Genomic DNA, 18565 nt, shown 5'->3' on the forward strand with positions numbered 1-18565 from the left:
GCTACCTAGACGGTTCGCTCGGTTTCATCTCCCAGCTAAAGAGCGTGGGAGCCTTCACCCATCGCTTTTCCGGTAATTAGAGTTAGCGGTCAAAAATCATGTACCGTTCAGAAGCTGAAGTTAGGCGACGTCTAAAAGGTACAGGAATTAAAGAGTAATGTAGATAATTCTGATTAGGAAAAGGCTAAGGATAGACAATTTTAAATCCTGTAGCGTCTAGAATTATCTCAGAACCTTGACGGAGAATAAGTCTTGTTGAACTCTCGGATATTTCAGGACGATCTGGATTATCCATTGGTTGTTCAATTACATAAAAATAATTTCCATTTCTCCACCCTATTGTACATAGCCCATCGCGACAGGTCACTCGACCGCTTGTTAAATTAATACAGTTACCTTGGGAATCACATCCCCGATAGCTCAGATTTCCGGTTCCATTCACTCCTGACCAAGAATCCCAATTACCAATCGTGATCGTCCAGTCACCATTACTTAGTGTTTGTGAATTTCCGGGATTTTCAGAGTTTCCGCCTCCAATAGTCTCCATTTGGGTAATCAGAGACTCTATTCTGGTCTTGCCACAGGGTTCAGCACTTTGGCAATCATTAACAGGAATTCTTTCATAAAAAAGGCGTACTTTTTGATTAACAAATAGGGTAGAGTTGGCACAGATATCAAAAGTCGCACCGACTTCATATTCAATATTATTTTCAGCAACCAGGGTAACGTAACACATTAGGTCACCATTAACCATACTTTTAACTCTACCAACTGTTGGATTATCGCCAACGATTGAGGTTTCCGAATCAGAAGTCGGTTGGCTTACGTTCGATGCTAATGTATCCGTACTGCTTTGGGCTGTACTGACGGAAGCTTTAGGCTTAGAGGGTAAGGGAGAATGGCAGGCGATCGCGAATGCTAACACCAGTCCCGATATAATGATAGTTTTCACGAGGGAATTGCTCCTAAAAAACAGACCGATGACCGAAGTTCTGCACCCAACGTATCACATCTAGCTTTTTCGGGATTGGTTAAATCTCTCTTGTATTTTTACTCAAGAGGGTAGTTAACGGATGCTTTTTTTTTTGTTACTTTACGAAAAATCTATTGTGACAACTGAAACGCTGTAATGTAAGTAAAATGAGAACTGTATCCCCCAATTGTACTCTATATTGAACCACAAAAACGATGAATTCTAACAAAAAAGTCCCTAGCGTTTCTATTTCCGATTCCCTCTACCAATCTCTGACAACCTACCAAAAGCAACACCAACTCGACTCCCTTGACTCGGCGGTTGTAGAAATTTTGACTCAATTTTTCCAGCTAGGAAAAGAAGCAAAACGCTATGCTACTGTCGAACAATTGGATACCCTTGCCGAAAAAGTTGACCGCCTCAGCCAACAAGTCGCGAAACTGAGTCAGGTAAAAGCTAATAATACCCCAACCGCCCCATCGTCGCCCACCCAGACAACTAAGCCAACACAACAATCCGCGATCGCGTCTGAGGTATCTAAGGATTGGAAAGACATCGATGACGAACCCGATGAAATCCTCCATGATTTCCTGGAGTATCAGTAATCACTTAACCTCGCCTCTTGCTCCCTTCTACCACCCTCCTTTATCCCCCCCTTTTAAAGGGGGGCTAGGGGGGATGGGGGTAAGGACTAAAACTTACAATAAATATATGCTTGAAGCTATTATTGTTTTATTAATTATTATTGGGATTTGCGCGTGGGTTCTATTAAGTCCACTTTTGACTAAATGGCGACGTAACCGTATCCGAAATAAACCTTTTCCTGGGCGTTGGCAAACATTTATCGAGCAAAACTTTCTATTCTATCACCGTCTCCCTCAATCCTTACAACCAAAACTCCAGGGTTACATTGCTGTTTTTTTAGCCGAAAAACAGTTTATTGGCTGTGGAGGATTACAGATTACGGAAGAAATCAAACTGGCAATTGCTGCCCAAGCTTGTCTGCTTTTACTGAATGATAGCGGTGACTATTACCCCAATTTGGTTTCAATCCTTGTTTATCCTAGCGCGTATCGGGTCAAACCGACGAAGCGAATCAGTGATTATGTCGTAGAAGAAAGAGATGAAGTGAGATTGGGGGAATCTTGGACGCGAGATCAACTTGTCCTATCCTGGGAGCAAATCGAATATGATATGCAGAATTGGCAGGATGGACATAATGTGGTTCTCCATGAATTTGCCCATCAGCTCGATCAAGGTGATGGTATGATTAACGGTGTACCGAAGCTTGAATCTAAGACTGATTATCTGACGTGGGCGCAGGTATTTACACAAGAGTATCAGCAATTACAAAGTGATGCTCAACGCGGTAGAAAAACAGTGATGAATAAATACGGTGCGACTGAACCCGCCGAATTTTTTGCTGTAGCGACAGAGACGTTCTTTGAAAAACCGACTCAAATGGTAAGGAAACATACCGTGCTTTATCGGCAATTGAAACATTATTATAAGTTAGACCCACTAGAGTGGACGTGAACGACAAGGGCTTTGTGATCTTGGACTATTCTCAGAATAGGAGGTATAGCGTGAGCATCCCAATTCATAGGAAAATGGCTCCGAACTAGAGGAGCTGAAAACATCTCTGGATAGTAGCAGACTTTAAAAAACTATCAAACATGCCATTTTTTGCTACCATAAAAGGATAAGTAAAGAACCTTTATTTTATTCATGCCGAAAACTCGGCTAACCTTTTTGATACCAAATGTTCTGAACAAATATGCCAACATAATCATAATTAAATAGTTAAGGGTAGTGTTGCTGAGGAAAAATTATGAACGCATTAATTATTTTGGCTGAAGTCAGTCTGGTAATTGTCATTTTCTTGGTTTTGACTTGGCTTGTGAGTCAGTCATCAAAGCTGTTGATTAAATACCCACTATTTAATATCAGCGCTCCACAAGTCAAAATCATGCGTCGGAACATCACCGGATTATTACTTCTGACTGGCTCAGTGCTATGCCTGGTGATTGTCGGTGTTAATGTTTTCTTGATCTATCAAGGGAAAGATTTACAAAAATATACACTCGACCTGATTAGGCTTATTCCACCCAGATTTTGGCTAGCCTTGGCAGTTGGCATGGCTCAAAGTCTTGGTGCGGTCATTTTATCGGCGATCGCTCTAGCCTTGATCAAATACTGCCTCGAACTAGGGAACACTCGTGCCAAAAACCTAGACAGCAGCAGCACCGATGATGAAAGTATTGATGCTTTTTTTAGCGAACTTTATAAAAGAATAAAATGGGGGAGTTGGCTGTGGATAATCGGTTCCTGTAGTCTGTTTTTAAATTTACCCGCCGTAATTTCTGGCTATATTTTTGTCGCCCTACGCATTTATTTGATCATCGCGGTTGGATTACTCATCATTAAAGCGACAGCCGCGATCGTGGATATCCTAGATGCTCTCAGTATCAGATACTCTAGCCCTGATAACCTATTAAGATTTTACGATCGCCTACGCCACCTCATCCCCTTTTTGAAGCGGTGTTTGGAATTGGTTCTCTACGCCTGCATCGCTACACTGGTAACTCAGCAGATTGAAGTCATCGCCAACCTGTCCGATTTTTGGCTGCGAATTATCAAAATTATTACCCTGATATTCTTGAGTCGGGTGTTTTATGATGTGGTTTATTTACTGGCGGAAGAATTAGTCTTTAAAGAGAAACATTTGACCGAGAGGCAAAGAAGCAGACGCTTAACCCTGATTCCACTGTTTCGCAGTATATTGCAATACTTAATTTATTTCACCGTTGGGGTTTCTATCCTGTATACTCTTGATATTGATCCAACTCCTATCCTAGCGGGTGCGGGTATTATTGGTCTAGCGGTAGGATTTGGCGCTCAGGAACTGGTTAACGATATGGTTTGTGGCTTCTTTATTCTGTTTGAAAACTACTATTTAGTCGGGGATTATATTGAAGCCGGGAACGTGGAAGAGAAAGTCGTCGAGGGGACGGTGGAGGCGATTGAACTGAGAACCACTCGTCTCAGACATCCTAATGGTCAATTACAGATTATTCGCAATGGTGCGATTGGCTCAGTGATTAACTACTCCAAAGAATACATATTTGCCGTCGTAGAAGTTTGCGTACCCTATAATGCCAACTTAGCCCATGTCTATCAAGTTGTTGAAGAGGTAGGACAGGAATTAAAAGCCAATTATCCCGATGTCCTTGAAACCACACAAGTAGAGGGTGTGGAAAGTCTAGGGGAGTCTAACTTGTTGCTGCGGACATTAACAAAGGTACAGCCAGGAAAGCATATTCTAATCCAGCGCATTCTGCGGAAGATGTTTATGGATACCTTGCGATCCGAAGGTATTCTCTGTCCGGCTCTGATTAAAAATGAAGAATAATTTAATAGGTGTGCCACGGCACTAAAATGTTTTAAGCTGGCTGAGTTGAGTGTCACTGTAGGAGAGTCCCATTGTTGAACAACTTCCAACAAGCAAAAGCCCATTTCATCGCCTCTCATCGGCATCCGATCAATCAGAGGCTGCACCACCTCACCAACCTACTCGCGATCGCAGCCGTAATTTTACTATTCTATGATTGGCGCTTAACCTTGGTTTGCCTCATCCTCACCCAAGTGTTTGCTTTAGGGGGACATGCGTTCTTTGAGAAAAACGAACCCGCGTTTCGCAAGTATCCCGGTATCACCATCCTCGCCTCCCTGTCTTGGTCATTCGAGAACTGGTTTGGCTTGCGTCCCGCCAGGAAGGGGTGATTGGGCATAGTGTAGAGACGTAGCATGCTACGTCTGGGAGATGGGTAATACCAAATCCCTGGGGCATTTTTTCCTTCTACCCAGGCGAGCCATTATCCGGTTAGAATTCTAACCATAAACCGCTCTAACCAAGCGGGCTAACAATAATATTACTGTCTGCGGAAGGCGGACGGCTGCCTGTGGACGCTGAGTAAGACCAATAAAAGGTAACTTTTGGAGGCGTCGGCGGATGAAACGGGAAATCCCGAAGACGAATAAGACCGTCCTTGCTTGCTAGTTGGAAGCCCCAACTTCAGCGAAGCAAGTTGGGGTACTTCACGCCTTCATCAATACATTGAGGAGTGAGAATGTATCAAGACTTGCTAGTGATCGATGCGGATGCTCATAAGCTAGAGAATCCGATGATTATGCGGGATTATCTAGAACCAGAGTATCGCGATCGCGTCGGTTTAGTGATTGATAGTCTCGGTGATCAACGGGCAAAGATTATCGACTTTAATCCAGAAACTGGGAAAAATGACTTCCTGCGGATGTTTCCCCAACCTCAGGGGTTAGGTAAAGGCGGCTTTCGCAATCTGCATCCAGATACCACATTAGGTGCGATGTTCAACCGGGTGCGGATTCAACACATGGATCAAGAGGGGATTGATGTCCATGTTATCTTTGGCACGCTGAATCTGATCTTTTCCAGTATTCTGGATAAAGACTTTGCGATCGCACTCTGCCGCGCCTACAACAATTACATGGCAGATGATTGCCGGGGTTACGATAATCGCCTCAAACCCATTGGGGTTATTTGTCTTCAGGATGTAGACGAAGCGGTTAAGGAAATGTATCGCTGCGTCAACGAATTGGGGATGATTAGCGTCGCCGTTGCGCCAAATATGCCCATTCCCCATCCCAAAGCCCCCGATGCGTTTCCCGAAATCCGCACCTGTAAGGCAATTAGCCATCCTGACTTCCGTCCGATTTTACAAGCGGCGGTAGACTTAAATATTGGCTTAGGGATTCACGGGGGACCTGGTTCCTACATGGTGGGCGGAATTGCAGATCATCTGGAAACCTTTGTCCTCAACCATATTTTCGTCCAGCGCAACCAGCAACAATTGGCATTAGCGCGGATGGTATTTGACGGGGCGTTTGAACAATTCCCCACCTTACGGGTTGGCTTCTTAGAAGGCGGTTGTGGTTGGGTGCCAGATTTAGCCCATGCATTCCACGAACACTGGGAAAAGCGGATTCGCGACTTTGACCCGAAACATCCCTATCGTCCCTCTTTAATGGAATTCACCAAGTTGATGATTCAAGAAAAAGGCGGACGCGATAATGTCAACATTATCTCTCAGGCGAAAAACCTGTTTGATTTGTTGTGGAATGCGGCACATGATCCGACCAAAATTGATGATGCTAGCTTGTATGAACATTATGACTTGCGTCACCGTGACCCCTTAGAGTATTTTGAACGAGGTCAAATTTTTACCTCCTTTGAATCCGATGATCCAGGTCCGGCTTATTTGCCCGTGGCGATGGGTGAGATTGGTAAGCATTTAACCTGTTTCTCTGGGGATTATGGTCACTGGGATGGTGTGCTGCACGGCTGTGTCCAGGATGCTGCAACTGTTGCCGATTATGACCGAGAACATCTAGGACTACTGTTGGCGGGGAATGCGTTAGCCTTATACGGCGAGCGTTTGCGTCAATCACTACCAGAAAAACTCATGGTTGGTAGCGTTTAAGACTAGAGAGCAACCTGATTAGTAGAGACGTTCCCCCGGAACGTCTCTTATTACTAGCGCTGCGGTTCCATATCCCCATACTTAATCAAAAGCGCGATCGCAATACTCACGGCAAAAATTAACACCATACTCAGCGCTGAACCAAATCCCCAGTTCTGTGTTGCTCCCAGAAATTGGTTGTAAATTAGACGAGATACCGTCATGCTGGAAGCCCCCCCCAACAACTCCGGATCAACAAAATCCCCTAACGCGGTAATAAACACCAGAATCGAACCGGCTGCAATACCCGAAAAGGTTTGGGGTATGGTTACCTTCCAAAACGTTTGCACCGGATTAGCCCCCAAATCCGCCGCCGCTTCTAATAAACGCTGATCCAATTTCTCTAAAGACGCATAGAGAATTAACACCATGTACGGTAAATAACTATACGCCATACCAATTAATACCGCCGAACTGGTATTTAAAAGTTCCAACGCGGGTAAACCAATCGCCGTTAATATGCTATTGAGTACCCCTGTGGGTCGCAGAATCGTAATCCAGGCATAAGAGCGCAACAGAGAGGAGGTAAAATTAGGCAAAATAAACCCCAACAACAGTAAATTCTGCCAACGCTTCGGTGCCATCTGAGCAATCCAGTAGGCTACTGGAAACCCCAACATCAGACAAATCACCATCGTACCCACCGCAAAAAACAGCGATCGCGCCATCACCTGAAGATTAATCGGTTCAAAGACGCGCAGATAGTTCTCCAATCCAGAGGGGTTGACAATATCCCCAGGTTTAATATCGGGAACCAAGCTCAACTCAAAGATGACCAGGGTTGGTAAAACCAACAATAAAAACAGCCACAGTCCAGCGGGTCCTAATAACGTCAAGGGTTCTAGCCACCGACGCCCTTGACCTGTGGGTTCTTCTATAAACGATGGTTCAGCCATACTATCCGTGGCTGCGGGATTGGGTAAGGAGGTAGGAGAAATTTTTTTGTTGGTAGACACAGTATAATGATAAATTATGAATTATTGACAAATGCCTGAATTTATACTAAGAGCTGGTTAGTTTTGTCCAGTAGCGTTCATAGACGGCTTCAACTTCTTCTAAAGGTTCCAAATTTTCGCACCGTTCCAGTGCTTCTTCTGGGGGAAATAGACTGGCATTATTTTTAAGTTCGGGAGGTAAAAGATTATAGGCGGCTTTATTGGGGGTAGCAAAACTGAGGCGTTCGACGATGCGTGCGGCGACATCCGGCTGCAACATAAAATTAATCCAAGCGTAAGCGCCATCGATATTGGGAGCGGTTTTGGGAATAGCTAGGGTATCAATCCAGAGAGAGGAACCACTTTCAGGAAGCACATAGCGTAAATCCTCATTTTCTGGCATGATTTCAGTGGCATCGGAAGAATAGCACATGGCGATTTTCAAATCTCCACTGAGAATTTGGGGACGCCAAGCATCGGACGTAAAAGACGCGATCGCAGGTTTTAAGTCCCTCAGGGCTTGATACGCCGCTTGAATATGTTCCACGTTGGTGGAATTGTAAGAATACCCCAACATTTTCAACGCAGCGCCCATGACTTCTCGCACATCATTAAGCAAGGTCATCCGTTTTGCCAATTGCTGCTGATACACCCACAGATAGTCCCAATCTTCTGGAGGAGGTTGGACTTGCTGGGTATTGTAAATCAAGCCTGTGGTTCCCCAACTGACGGGAACAGAGTGGCGATTCCCCGGATCATAATCGGCTTCCTGAAAACGGGAAAACAACCGATAGATCCCCTCAATGCGGGATTGTTCGAGTTCTAGCAACATCCCCATATTGATCATCTTTTGCACCATATACTCCGAAGGGTAAATGATGCTGTAAGCGCCCCCGCCACCCGCCTGTAGTCGAGCCAGCATCGCTTCATTAGAATCATAGACATCCGCGATCGCTCTAATACCTGTTTCTGCCTCGAAGCGGTCTAACAAATCTTGGTCAGTATAGCCAGACCAGGTATAAATGTATAACAGATTGCCATCGTTTTGACTCCCCGCTGCAGGGCTCACATTCGCCAGTCTCCAGCCACACCCTGACAGCGTTAGCCAGGGTAAAGTTGAAGCCGCCGCTTGTAAAAACTGACGGCGGGTTGGTCGTTTTCGGGATGTTGGCTGGTTAATCATTTTTAGCAATAGCGGACAGATTGTTCTAGGGGCAAAGGTTCGCCGGTTTCCGCATCAGTGTTGTGACAGGCAAACATGATCTTGGGGGGAAGTTTCTCAAATTCGAGATCATTCCCATTCCCTTGCAGGACATAGCCGCGTAATTCTTTTATGGGTAATTGGGTAAATTCGTCAATATCAGGCGTAAAAGAACGCAGGATTAACGAACCATGGGGTTGACATCCCCCCAAAAGTTTGGCGACAAAGAATTCCTTGATATCCAACTGTGTTCCGTAGGTTACCTTATTTCCCTGACGATTAAGGTCAATGGCAAAGGAGTCACCATTACTATTGAGGAACGTCGCGATCGCACTTGAGTTACAGTGGGACTCCAATTCGGATAAAAACAACCGTACTCCTGATTCTGCCATAGTGATTACTCCTCCAAAGCGATACAATCGGTCGTTGTCCAACGGGCGTACACTGAGGTATGGGGTTCGGGTAGCTTATTCATGGTATTATTCGGCAGCATCACCGTCAGGCGATCGCCGGTTAGGAGTTCCACGACCAAGTGAACGTGAGTTCCCAGATACATAACATGTTTGAGACGACCTTCAAAGCAATTCACGGTTGAGGAAGGCGGTGAAAGGCTCAAGCGAATTTTCTCCGGACGCACGCTAACCACCATTTCCTTGGAGTTACTCCCCCATTCTTTGACCTCAGGGGACTGCACAACCATCTCTAAACCACTGGACGTGATAATCTGTAGCGTAGAGGAATCGGCAGCGTGCAGGCGACCCTTAAACAGATTTGTATCACCAATAAAATCAGCCACAAAGGGGGTACGGGGACGTTCATAGATTTCAGTGGGATTGCCCACTTGTTCAATTTTCCCCGCCCGCATCACAGCAATCCGATCAGACAGACTCAAAGCTTCTTCTTGGTCGTGGGTCACCATAATAAACGTTAACCCCAAATCCTGATGCAAGTTGGACAGTTCCACCTGCATTTCTTTGCGAAGCTTAAAATCTAAAGCCCCCAAGGGTTCATCCAACAACAGAACCGTGGGACGATTCACCAAGGCTCGTGCTAATGCTACCCGTTGTTGTTGTCCTCCAGACAGTTGAGCGGGAAATCGATTGCTATAAGTCTCCATTTTCACCTGTTTGAGGGCTTGTTTGACTCGATCCTCAACATCTGTCCCCTTGAGCTTTTTCAGTCGCAACCCGAAGGCGACATTTTCCGCAACAGTCAGGTGATTGAATAGAGCATAACTTTGAAATACCGTATTGACCGGTCGGCGATGAGGAGGTATTTGATTCATAGGTTGCCCTTGAATCAAGACCTCACCCGCCGATGGGGACTCAAATCCTGCGACTAAGCGCAGGGTGGTCGTTTTACCGCAACCCGATGGACCGAGAATGCTAAAAAATTCTCCCCGTCGGATCTTCAGGTCAATTCCCCGAACGGCGGTCTCGCCGTTGAAAACCTTGAAAACCTTGCGGAGTTCAACATCAAGCTCAGCCGTAATATCCGGAGCGCGTTGGTCTTTGACGGAAGGTTGAAACATAATAATTCATTCACTAACACAAAGTCGCCCTGATTTGACCGATGAAACCCTATCTGATTTTTATACTTGGGTCTATTTTATCTGTCTACTAATTGTGTGGGGTGGCTTCAGATAACTGACCCGCTAAAATTTCCACTGCTCCCAGACATAGCCTGTTACCTGTAGGAACATTGCTCTCTGGCTCCATGATCCTGCACGCTGTTAGTCAAAAACGTCCCCTGGAATGCATTCTCGGAAAGGATGCGCTATTATTTCACCTTGTGTGACTGGGCTAACGACCTAGTTTGGGACAGATAAGCCACTTTTGTGAAAAAAGCGTCACAATCAACACTAGACTAAGTACAAATTACTGAAGAGAGTTGAGAAGCTGTTTACCATGACCGTAGTTCAGCCCTATTCCGTAGGTCGCCAAACGACACCCCGTACCGTTGGACGAAATTACCAATCGGTTATTGTCATGCTGATTATCAGCTTGTTCCTCGTTGGAGCCATGGGTTCTCGTCTGGCGTATTTACAGTTGGTTCAGGGAGAACGTAACCGACAACTGGCTGAAAATAACCGGATTCGGCTGGTGCCGAAGCAGCCGGTGCGGGGCAATATTTTTGACCGCAAGGGCAAAGTGCTAGCCAGTTCTCGCTTGTCTCATTCCGTGTTTTTGTGGCCCGTGGCGCTGAAAAAAGCCGAATGGCCCCAAACGCGCCAACGTTTATCCCAACTGTTAACTATTCCGGAAGAGGAGATTCAAAAACGGGTCGAACGAGCTGGCTTTAATTCACCCTCACTGATCCGAATTGAACGGGGTCTCTCACCTGCCCAAATCACCGCTTTACAGGAGTATAGTCATCAACTAGATGGGATAGAGGTGGATATCGAAGCGGTAAGAGACTATCCCAATGGGGATTTAGCTGCTCACGTTTTGGGATACACCGGTGAACTGAATGATCAAGAACTAGCAGAACGCCGCGCCAACGGTTATCGCATGGGTGATGTTGCCGGCAAGATGGGGGTTGAAGAAGCCTTTGAACCAACCCTGCGGGGAGAATGGGGCGGTCAGCAAGTTGAGGTCGATGGTGCGGGTCAAGTTCTGAGAATTTTGGGTGAAAAAGAGGCAAAATCGGGTAAAGATCTGCAAATTACTCTCGATTTAAAGACTCAGAAGGCAGCCGAAGCCGCATTGGGCAATCAAAAGGGAGCGATTGTTGCCATTGATCCCAGAAATGGAGCGGTTTTAGCCATGGTTAGCCGTCCCACATTCGATCCCAACATTTTCTCCAGCCGGATTACCCCAGACATGTGGAAGCAATTGCAAGGGAAAGGAAATCCCTTTGTCAATCGGGCGATGCGTGGGTTTCCACCGGCGAGTACGTTTAAGGTGGTGACCCAAACAGCCGGTATGGAGTCCGGAAAATATGGACCAAGTACCGTGTTGCCAACCTTTGCGGCACTGAATGTTGGGGGTACATCCTTTGGCGAATGGAACCGTGCAGGTTTTGGTCCGTTGGGATACCAGCAAGCTATGGCGTGGAGTAGTAATACGTTTCATGGTCAAATTGGCAAAGGGGTAGGTGGACCTACTTTGATTGAATGGGCGAGGAACTATGGATTTGGTCAACCCACAGGAATTGAGTTGTCTGAAGAAGCTGCCGGTTTGATTGCGGATGATGCCTGGAAGCGGGAGCGCTTTAACTGGGAATGGACAGTTGGGGATACCGTGAATATGTCCATTGGTCAGGGATTTACTCAGGCAACCCCCCTGCAAGTGGCGGTCATGTTTGCCGTTCCGGCTAATGGTGGCTATCGAGTTAAACCGCATTTATTTAAGGACAATGAGCCGGTGGACAAGTGGCGAGTGTCGATGGAGATGAAACCTTCAACTACAGAAACCCTGCGTAAGGGATTACGAGCCGTGGTTGCTGGTGGTACGGGGCAAGTGTTAAATGTGCCTCATTTACCTCCGGTAGCTGGAAAGAGTGGCACGGCTGAGGCGCCACCAGGAAAGCCTCACGCCTGGTTTGGTGCCTTTGCTCCCTTTGATAAACCTGAGATTGTTGTGGTGGCTTTTGCTGAGCATTCCGGTGGCGGTGGCGGTTCCGTTGCTGCGCCAATGGTTAAGCAGGTATTGGAAGCTTACTTTGATGCCAAGTCCCCGGACGAGGCAAAGGCAAAGTAGGTCGCGTGTCAAGCGTGGGGGAGTGGGGGAAGCAGGGGAAGCTTGTTCCAGACGTAAGGTGTGGAACTATGGCAAGCAGGGGGAGACAAGGAGGAATTTTCCCCAATCCTCAATCCTCTATGCTGTACTAGGACAAATAACGTATTCATTTTGCGCCAATTGGCTGATGCTAGTTCCGGGAAAGTTATTGTATGATTACGTTAGATTTCCGCTGCTCCTATATGTCAAAAACATTGAGTGTGCATCCTAAATATATCCAAGCTGTCGAACAAGCTTGGAGATATAAGAGTAACGGACAAGAGCAAGAGCTAGCTGAACAGCTAGGTCGCTCTCTACCTATTGTAATTAATAATCTTTTTCTCAAAGGTCAGCCGGTAAATCAGCTCAATTTCCTGCAAATTTGTCAGCTATTAGGACTGGATTGGCGAGAAGTTGCTGGCTTGGAGGGAAAAGAATCATCGTTAACCTCTTTATCTTTAGCTTTCAATTCGGGTGAAAATAAACTTAACTCCAGTTTGTTTGCCCAAAAAGTAACGGTTGATAGAGCGTTACAGGATCTGGTACGTACTCTTTGTGAAATGTTAGGTCGTATCACCCGTAAAGCTGGAGACTTGCTGAGTGCCGATCGCACCAGCATCTTTTTAATCGATCAGCACAAGGAGGAAGTAGGTTCTTTAATTGCTGAGGATGGGAAAGGGGGTTCCCTAATCATTGATATCCCAATGAACAAGGGGATTGTTGGTCTGGCTGCTCGCTCCTCAAACATGATCAATATTCCCTTTGATGTCTACGACGATCCCCGTTCAGAACAAGCGAAGAAAACGGATAAAAAAACAGGTTACCGCACTTATACGATTCTGGCTTGGCCCCTATTGAATCGGCAAAAAGACGTTGTTGCTGTTGCCCAATTCATTAACAAGCTCAAACCTAATTCAAACTCTAACGAAGACTTATCCCAGCGAATTGACAAGAAAGGGTTTACCTCGGAAGATGAATTCGTTTTTGCCAAGTTTGCCCCATCAATTATGGGTATCTTAGGGAAATGTCAGCTCTGTCATCAACTGGCTCACAAACTGCAAACGAATCAAAAAATTACCCGAGGTGGTGTTGTCCTGAGAGAAGATGAGCTGATTGCTGAACTCAGGCAGCGAGAGAAACAGCTACAGCAGAGCTTAGCTAAGCTATTATAATCCTTCTCTAGGGGCGACCCGCTGACATCAATTAACAACTCCAGTCCACCCACTCTGCAAGGGGTCGCCCTTTATTCAAGTCTTTGACTTAATTCGGGCTTGCTGCACAACGGCAAAACCCTTATCTATCAAGGCTTTGAGTAGCATGGACATTGGATCATCTTCAAGGAAATAGGGTAAAACCATTTCATACCCTTGCACCGCTATCAGGGAAAATGTATCATTGCTTCCCCTGCTTCCCCTACTTCCCCTGCTTCCCCGGCTTCCCCTGCTTCCCCTGCTTCCCCTGCTTCCCCGGCTTCCCCGGCTTCCCCTGCTCCCTACCCCTCCACAAGACTCCCTGCAGCAGACTCTAATTCGGTGGCGGCGGAAAGAAGAGAACGGGATGCCAACTACGCCGCATCAACTCTCCCGCAAAGCTACGGATGGGTAATTCAATAATACTGCCGATTGTTTCCGAGGAAACCGCGATCGCGCTGATGTCAAAAACTGTCCCAGCCTCTAAAACTTCCAGATAAGGATTACCGACGCGGACTTCTGTCTTTACCTGCAAACCCAGCGCTTCTAAGTCAGCTTTAATCTGCTTGAGCTTCTCCTGGACTACTTGCAACTGTTGCTCCTTCGATACGGGTTTACGTCCCACTTCTTCAATCACCCATATTAACAAGCACTCAGAGAGTGAGCGATCGGGGCGATTTTGAGCATAAGCTTTCACCTTTTGCAAGAGATACTCCGACGCCTTACCGCCATTATAAGGAATTAGAAAATAGCGGAATAGATGTTGACAGCGCAGATCGAGTTCTTCACAGGTATAAGTCGAAATCAGTTGGGGACGCAGAATCAGGAGTGGAATGGTAGAACTCCTCGCTAATCCGGCTGTAGTGCTACCAAAAAGCTTTTCTTGTAAAAAATTGCGGCTTTCCATCCCCATCAGAATCACATCGGCGTCGTAGCGTTTGGCAACTTTGGGTATATTATCTAAAGGACGCCCTGAGATAACTTCGATGTGAACCTCCACGCCCTCTGGTATAGTCTTTAATCCAGCTTCTAGGCGGGAGCGAGCGCGGGCAATTCCTTCCTCATCTATCCGGGGAATTTCCCCTTCCTCCCACAACGGTACGCTATGGAGAAAGATAATCTTTCGGATACCATTAGCCGCTAAACTGGGTACAAACTCGACTAACCGATACAAACCGTCGGCAAAATCGGTGCAAATTAAGCAACGCTGAAACATAGGATAGGAGAATTGTTTTTTTATCACAGATCCCAGAGGCAAAACAAGTTTGGCGTTGGGCTGCTTACGGATTCAAGCTTACCGCTTGGAGGATGTCTATGATTAACTTTTGCTTTTTCTTTGAGACAATACCAGGCAAATCAACAATGGTGTTGTTGAACGCCGTCTGCTCTAAACTATCCAAGCTCTACATCAGTTCGCTGTCCAATCATAAATGAGGACAAGAGTATTTTCGCTCAATGTAGCTAAATTATTTTTAGGCTAATCATTTCTGCCTATTCGCTGCACTCCCTTTTCACTGATGTGGCGTTGTGTGTTTGAGAGAGTGAATACTTCAAGCTAATCTAATCCAATTTTCCTAGGTTAATAGTACACCTGAAAGCAAGCAGAAAGGACAATCTTCAACAGTCCCTAACCTACCAAAGCCAAAATATAGAGTTGACGCCCCAGCATCCCCAGCTCCTTTCCACCGCAGGAACCGAGCAAGAGACGGAGGTCGCCCACTACATAGGGACCACTTCTCGTACTTTTAACTAGGTTCTAGACCCCATTCATGCTTGAGAAACTCCTTATACATATTCTCACGCATGATCATTTGCTCGTAGAGCTTGATGAGAAAGTCTTGAGCTTGCTCACGGCTCATTTTCTGCACCTGGGTTTCAAACGAGCGGATATTAAATTGTTGCTCTAGGGAAAGTTGAATGGGTTGGGACATGGTTATCTCCTCAAATGCTAGAAACAATGGACATTCAGATGACCCAAGCTGCCATTTGGCAAGGGCTAGGTTCTGTGAACGGGTCAAGGGTTCCCAAGCTATATTAAAAATAGTAACAATTGTTTGACAAATTGACCATACCTCCAAATGAAGATTTCTCTTAAATCCCAAGATGGAGAACCCCTCGGAAAAGTTTCCGCTCTTGGATTGAGGCAGTTGTATCAGCTTGTTCCTAGAGCAAACTGCTCAAGGTGAACAGTTACTTGAGTATATTTACTGAACATCAGCAAACTTTGACATCATTGCCATACTGGAGTTAAACGGCTCTAATTCCTACGAATTTGATGCTTTAGCGTTTGTTATACCAGATACAAGTATCGTTTAATACATAAGTATCGTTTAATATATAGTTATCAAGTGGGCAGGTCTGTTGTCGGGTTGAAGCCACCGTGATTTCCTGTCGCTGTTGGATTGTCACTACGCTAATCGTTGCTCTGAGCGTGGTCAATCCTTCCCAAAAATCTCAAGATTGATAAAGCTTTCCAGAAGTACCGCTACATTGAAAGCCAGAAGTGTTTTACCGTAAAGCTTTCGGATGAATGTCTCATCCATCATGTTCCCTGGAGTGTATCTAACTTGACAGAAAACCACTCTAGACGTTCATGACTCGTTGTTACTTTATACTCATCAGTGTCTTTCTTTATAAAAGCTTCATATAAATGGGGAAATTGATAAAGAGTTGATGAAAATTATCCCTTTAAGGGGGAAAGCCTCTAGACAATAGCTTATTGCATTCTAAAATGTAACCATGAGAGAAAAAGACATAGACTTCACGAGTTTCAGGTAATCAACTTAAGCCTAACTCTTCTCAAGTCAGGACAATTCCAAAAAATCTAAATTTTTCCCTCAACTATTCTATGTGCCAAAATTAAATCCTCAAGGGGAGGATCTACTGCCATGAAATTGCCAATTATTTCTACCTTAAGTCTCACTGCCGCTACAGCTACTGCCCTACTAATAAGTTTTGCCGCTCCTGCAGCCGCTATTAATCTAGGCGTTGATGTTATCGATGATAGCCCTTTTATGAAAGGTATCGGTCCAATGCCCATTCCCCATGGGACTCAAAAATTCATAGGTGATGGCAAAACCTACGAATTTAGTGTTGTTGTTCCACAAGGGCTAGGTTCCAGAGGTGCGACTTTCTCTGATTTCGGTTTTATGTCTGGGGGAGCTTTCACTTCACTGTTTACAGAAGACTTGAATAAATATGATCCTGGCTCCAATCGGAACAATGATTGGTTAGGTACTTGCAATATCAGTATCAGTCAACCTTGTACCATCCAATATACCTTTGCTAAAGATGTGGAATACCAGCTCGGGTTATTAGACCGTGGCTTCGGCGGTGGTGCTAGCAACTTTTCTGGCTTCGGGATCGCCCAAAAAGATAGTTATACTTTTAGCAAAGAGACAGACGAGTTTTACCCGAACCTAATGACGCCGGAATATGTGGCGAATAATCCCGATAAATTCGTGACTGTAATTGAGAAGAATGCCTACTTCCTCGGTATGGAAGATGGGATGTTCAAGAAAGATTCTACCAACTACTACTATGACTACCAGGACTGGGTAGTGAAGGTAACAGATGTGTCCGTACCTGAACCCGGTACGGTTGGAGCGTTGTTGGGCGTAAGTGCGCTAGGCTTCATCAGTCGTCGCCGCCAAACTGTGAAATAACCAGGAAGGCATCGCTTTTGGACTGAGCCAAATCCTGTTTCCTAACCCCTTCACATGGGTCATAGCTTAATATTCTCAGAGCAGGGCAAAATCCGACTAAAGCCGATGTCTTTCTTCATGAAAGCTTCATATAGATGGGGAAATTGATAAAGAGTTGATGAAAACCCCCCTTTAGGTGGACGATTATCTATACGAGAGTTTATTAAGGTTTAATATGTAATCAGGGGAGAAAAACAGGGTAGCTCCGAATAGCTTCAGCTCATCGGCTTCTGCCTAAGTCTTCCCACACCGCAATAATTCTTCACAGTTTAGATTCCTATTATCTGCTCTAATCTAGAATTAAAGCCTTAACAGTTAAGGATATACTATGAAATTACCATTCACTTCTACCCTAAGTATCGCGGCTGCTACAGCTACTGCCCTAGTTTCCTTTGGTGCTCCGGCGCAAGCCGCTAGTTTCCTAGGCATTGATATCGTTGAAGATAGCCCAGTGACGGGTACAGCTCCAACAATCCCCCACAAAACCAATGTATTCGCTGGTGATGGCTTAACCTACGAATTCAGTGTATTGGCTCCAGATGGGCTAGGTTCCAGAGGCTTATTCTACTCAGACTTTGGCTTTATGTCCAATGGGCAGTTTACTGCACTGTTTATGGAAGGTGCTAACCCAACCGCCGCTAAACCAAATGGCAATTCTTTTGATATCCCTAACAGTGCCTTCATCAATGATTGGCAAGGGACTTGTGACATCACAATCAAATCACCCTGTATGGTTGAGTATACCTTTGAAGAAGGTGTTGAATACCAGTTCGGAGTTTTGGAGCGTGGCTTTAGCGGCAGTGGAACACCAATGTTCCGTACCTTTGGGGTGGCTCAGCTAGACAGTTTCAAATTCCCCAGCTTGACCGATCAAGCTCCAAATAATCCAATCATAGAGGTATCTGATCCAGGATACTACTTCATCGGTATGGAAGATACTCGCTTCCCTCTTGCTAATGGTGAATTTTACTATGACTTCCAAGACTGGGTTGTAAAAGCGCAAGCAGAGTCAGTTCCTGAACCCGGTACAGTGGGAGCATTGCTCGGTTTAGGTGCGCTAGGTTTCATCAGCCGTCGCCGTCAATCTGTTAAGCGGTAATTGCTGACGGTGTGAATCAAAAACCGTTTAATCGAGATCTAGAGTAGGGGTACGACATGTCTAGAGTAGGGGCACGACATGTCGTGCCCCTACTCATAGTGGTTAAACGGTAAAACCTGCGTCCTCGTTTGATGGCTTGATAGTCTGCTCCGAAAAACTCACCCAAAGAATAGTCCTGTACAGGCA

At 45.6% G+C, this 18565-nt stretch carries 16 protein-coding genes; 9 read left to right on the forward strand and 7 right to left on the reverse strand.

Going from position 1 to position 18565, the window contains the following annotated elements:
- Nucleotides 1-184: 184 nt before the first annotated feature.
- Complete coding sequence (locus ACLGGO_RS21365) at nt 185-952, reverse strand: hypothetical protein (RefSeq protein WP_446420821.1); 768 nt, start codon at nt 950-952, stop codon at nt 185-187.
- A 236-nt stretch (nt 953-1188) separates the two neighbouring features.
- Here ACLGGO_RS21365 and ACLGGO_RS21370 point away from each other — a divergent pair, with 236 nt between their 5' ends.
- The 5 genes from ACLGGO_RS21370 (at nt 1189) to ACLGGO_RS21390 (ending at nt 6492) form a co-directional block, all read left to right on the forward strand.
- A complete protein-coding gene (locus ACLGGO_RS21370; protein WP_446420822.1) occupies nt 1189-1578 on the forward strand; it encodes a hypothetical protein in 390 nt (129 codons plus the stop codon).
- A gap of 106 nt (nt 1579-1684) precedes the next feature.
- The gene (locus tag ACLGGO_RS21375; RefSeq protein WP_446420823.1) at nt 1685-2509 is read left to right on the forward strand and encodes a M90 family metallopeptidase; all 825 of its coding nucleotides are present in this window, start codon (nt 1685-1687) and stop codon (nt 2507-2509) included.
- A gap of 295 nt (nt 2510-2804) precedes the next feature.
- The gene (locus tag ACLGGO_RS21380) at nt 2805-4385 is read left to right on the forward strand and encodes a mechanosensitive ion channel family protein (RefSeq protein ID WP_446420824.1); all 1581 of its coding nucleotides are present in this window, start codon (nt 2805-2807) and stop codon (nt 4383-4385) included.
- 74 nt (nt 4386-4459) lie between these two features.
- Nucleotides 4460-4756, forward strand: coding sequence for an Mpo1-like protein (locus ACLGGO_RS21385; protein ID WP_446336287.1), 297 nt, complete (start codon nt 4460-4462; stop codon nt 4754-4756).
- A gap of 347 nt (nt 4757-5103) precedes the next feature.
- Entirely contained in the window at nt 5104-6492 is a 1389-nt protein-coding gene (locus ACLGGO_RS21390) for an amidohydrolase family protein (RefSeq protein WP_446336281.1), read from the forward strand.
- Nucleotides 6493-6545: 53 nt separating this feature from the next.
- Here the strand turns inward: ACLGGO_RS21390 and ACLGGO_RS21395 are convergent, their stop codons facing one another.
- From ACLGGO_RS21395 to ACLGGO_RS21410, 4 genes are all read right to left on the reverse strand, one after another.
- Nucleotides 6546-7427, reverse strand: coding sequence for an ABC transporter permease (locus ACLGGO_RS21395; RefSeq protein WP_446420853.1), 882 nt, complete (start codon nt 7425-7427; stop codon nt 6546-6548).
- A 106-nt stretch (nt 7428-7533) separates the two neighbouring features.
- Nucleotides 7534-8649, reverse strand: coding sequence for an ABC transporter substrate-binding protein (locus ACLGGO_RS21400; protein ID WP_446420825.1), 1116 nt, complete (start codon nt 8647-8649; stop codon nt 7534-7536).
- Nucleotides 8650-8651: 2 nt separating this feature from the next.
- Nucleotides 8652-9059 (reverse strand): hypothetical protein, encoded by a 408-nt coding sequence (locus ACLGGO_RS21405; RefSeq protein ID WP_446336279.1) that lies wholly within the window; start codon nt 9057-9059, stop codon nt 8652-8654.
- Between the two features lie 5 nt (nt 9060-9064).
- Nucleotides 9065-10198 (reverse strand): ABC transporter ATP-binding protein, encoded by a 1134-nt coding sequence (locus ACLGGO_RS21410; RefSeq protein ID WP_446420826.1) that lies wholly within the window; start codon nt 10196-10198, stop codon nt 9065-9067.
- A 376-nt stretch (nt 10199-10574) separates the two neighbouring features.
- Between ACLGGO_RS21410 and mrdA the strand changes: the two genes are divergently transcribed.
- Both mrdA and ACLGGO_RS21420 read left to right on the forward strand, forming a co-directional pair.
- Nucleotides 10575-12368 carry a penicillin-binding protein 2 gene (gene mrdA, locus ACLGGO_RS21415; protein WP_446420827.1) on the forward strand — a complete coding sequence of 598 codons (1794 nt, stop codon included), beginning with the start codon at nt 10575-10577 and terminating at the stop codon, nt 12366-12368.
- Nucleotides 12369-12559: 191 nt separating this feature from the next.
- Nucleotides 12560-13558 carry a GAF domain-containing protein gene (locus ACLGGO_RS21420; RefSeq protein WP_446420828.1) on the forward strand — a complete coding sequence of 333 codons (999 nt, stop codon included), beginning with the start codon at nt 12560-12562 and terminating at the stop codon, nt 13556-13558.
- 352 nt (nt 13559-13910) lie between these two features.
- On the opposite strand, the gene ACLGGO_RS21425 is transcribed toward ACLGGO_RS21420, so the two are convergent.
- Complete coding sequence (locus ACLGGO_RS21425; RefSeq protein WP_446420829.1) at nt 13911-14792, reverse strand: universal stress protein; 882 nt, start codon at nt 14790-14792, stop codon at nt 13911-13913.
- Between the two features lie 529 nt (nt 14793-15321).
- Nucleotides 15322-15507, reverse strand: a complete 186-nt coding sequence (locus ACLGGO_RS21430; RefSeq protein WP_446336274.1) for an NblA/ycf18 family protein — start codon at nt 15505-15507, stop codon at nt 15322-15324.
- A 957-nt stretch (nt 15508-16464) separates the two neighbouring features.
- Here ACLGGO_RS21430 and ACLGGO_RS21435 point away from each other — a divergent pair.
- Together ACLGGO_RS21435 and ACLGGO_RS21440 are read left to right on the forward strand one after the other, a co-directional pair.
- Nucleotides 16465-17241 carry a PEP-CTERM sorting domain-containing protein gene (locus ACLGGO_RS21435; protein ID WP_446420830.1) on the forward strand — a complete coding sequence of 259 codons (777 nt, stop codon included), beginning with the start codon at nt 16465-16467 and terminating at the stop codon, nt 17239-17241.
- Nucleotides 17242-17608: 367 nt separating this feature from the next.
- A complete protein-coding gene (locus ACLGGO_RS21440) occupies nt 17609-18379 on the forward strand; it encodes a PEP-CTERM sorting domain-containing protein (protein WP_446420831.1) in 771 nt (256 codons plus the stop codon).
- Nucleotides 18380-18565 lie beyond the last annotated feature (186 nt).

The organism is Coleofasciculus sp. (genome assembly GCF_046565525.1).
Taxonomy (GTDB): Bacteria; Cyanobacteriota; Cyanobacteriia; order Cyanobacteriales; family Coleofasciculaceae; genus Coleofasciculus.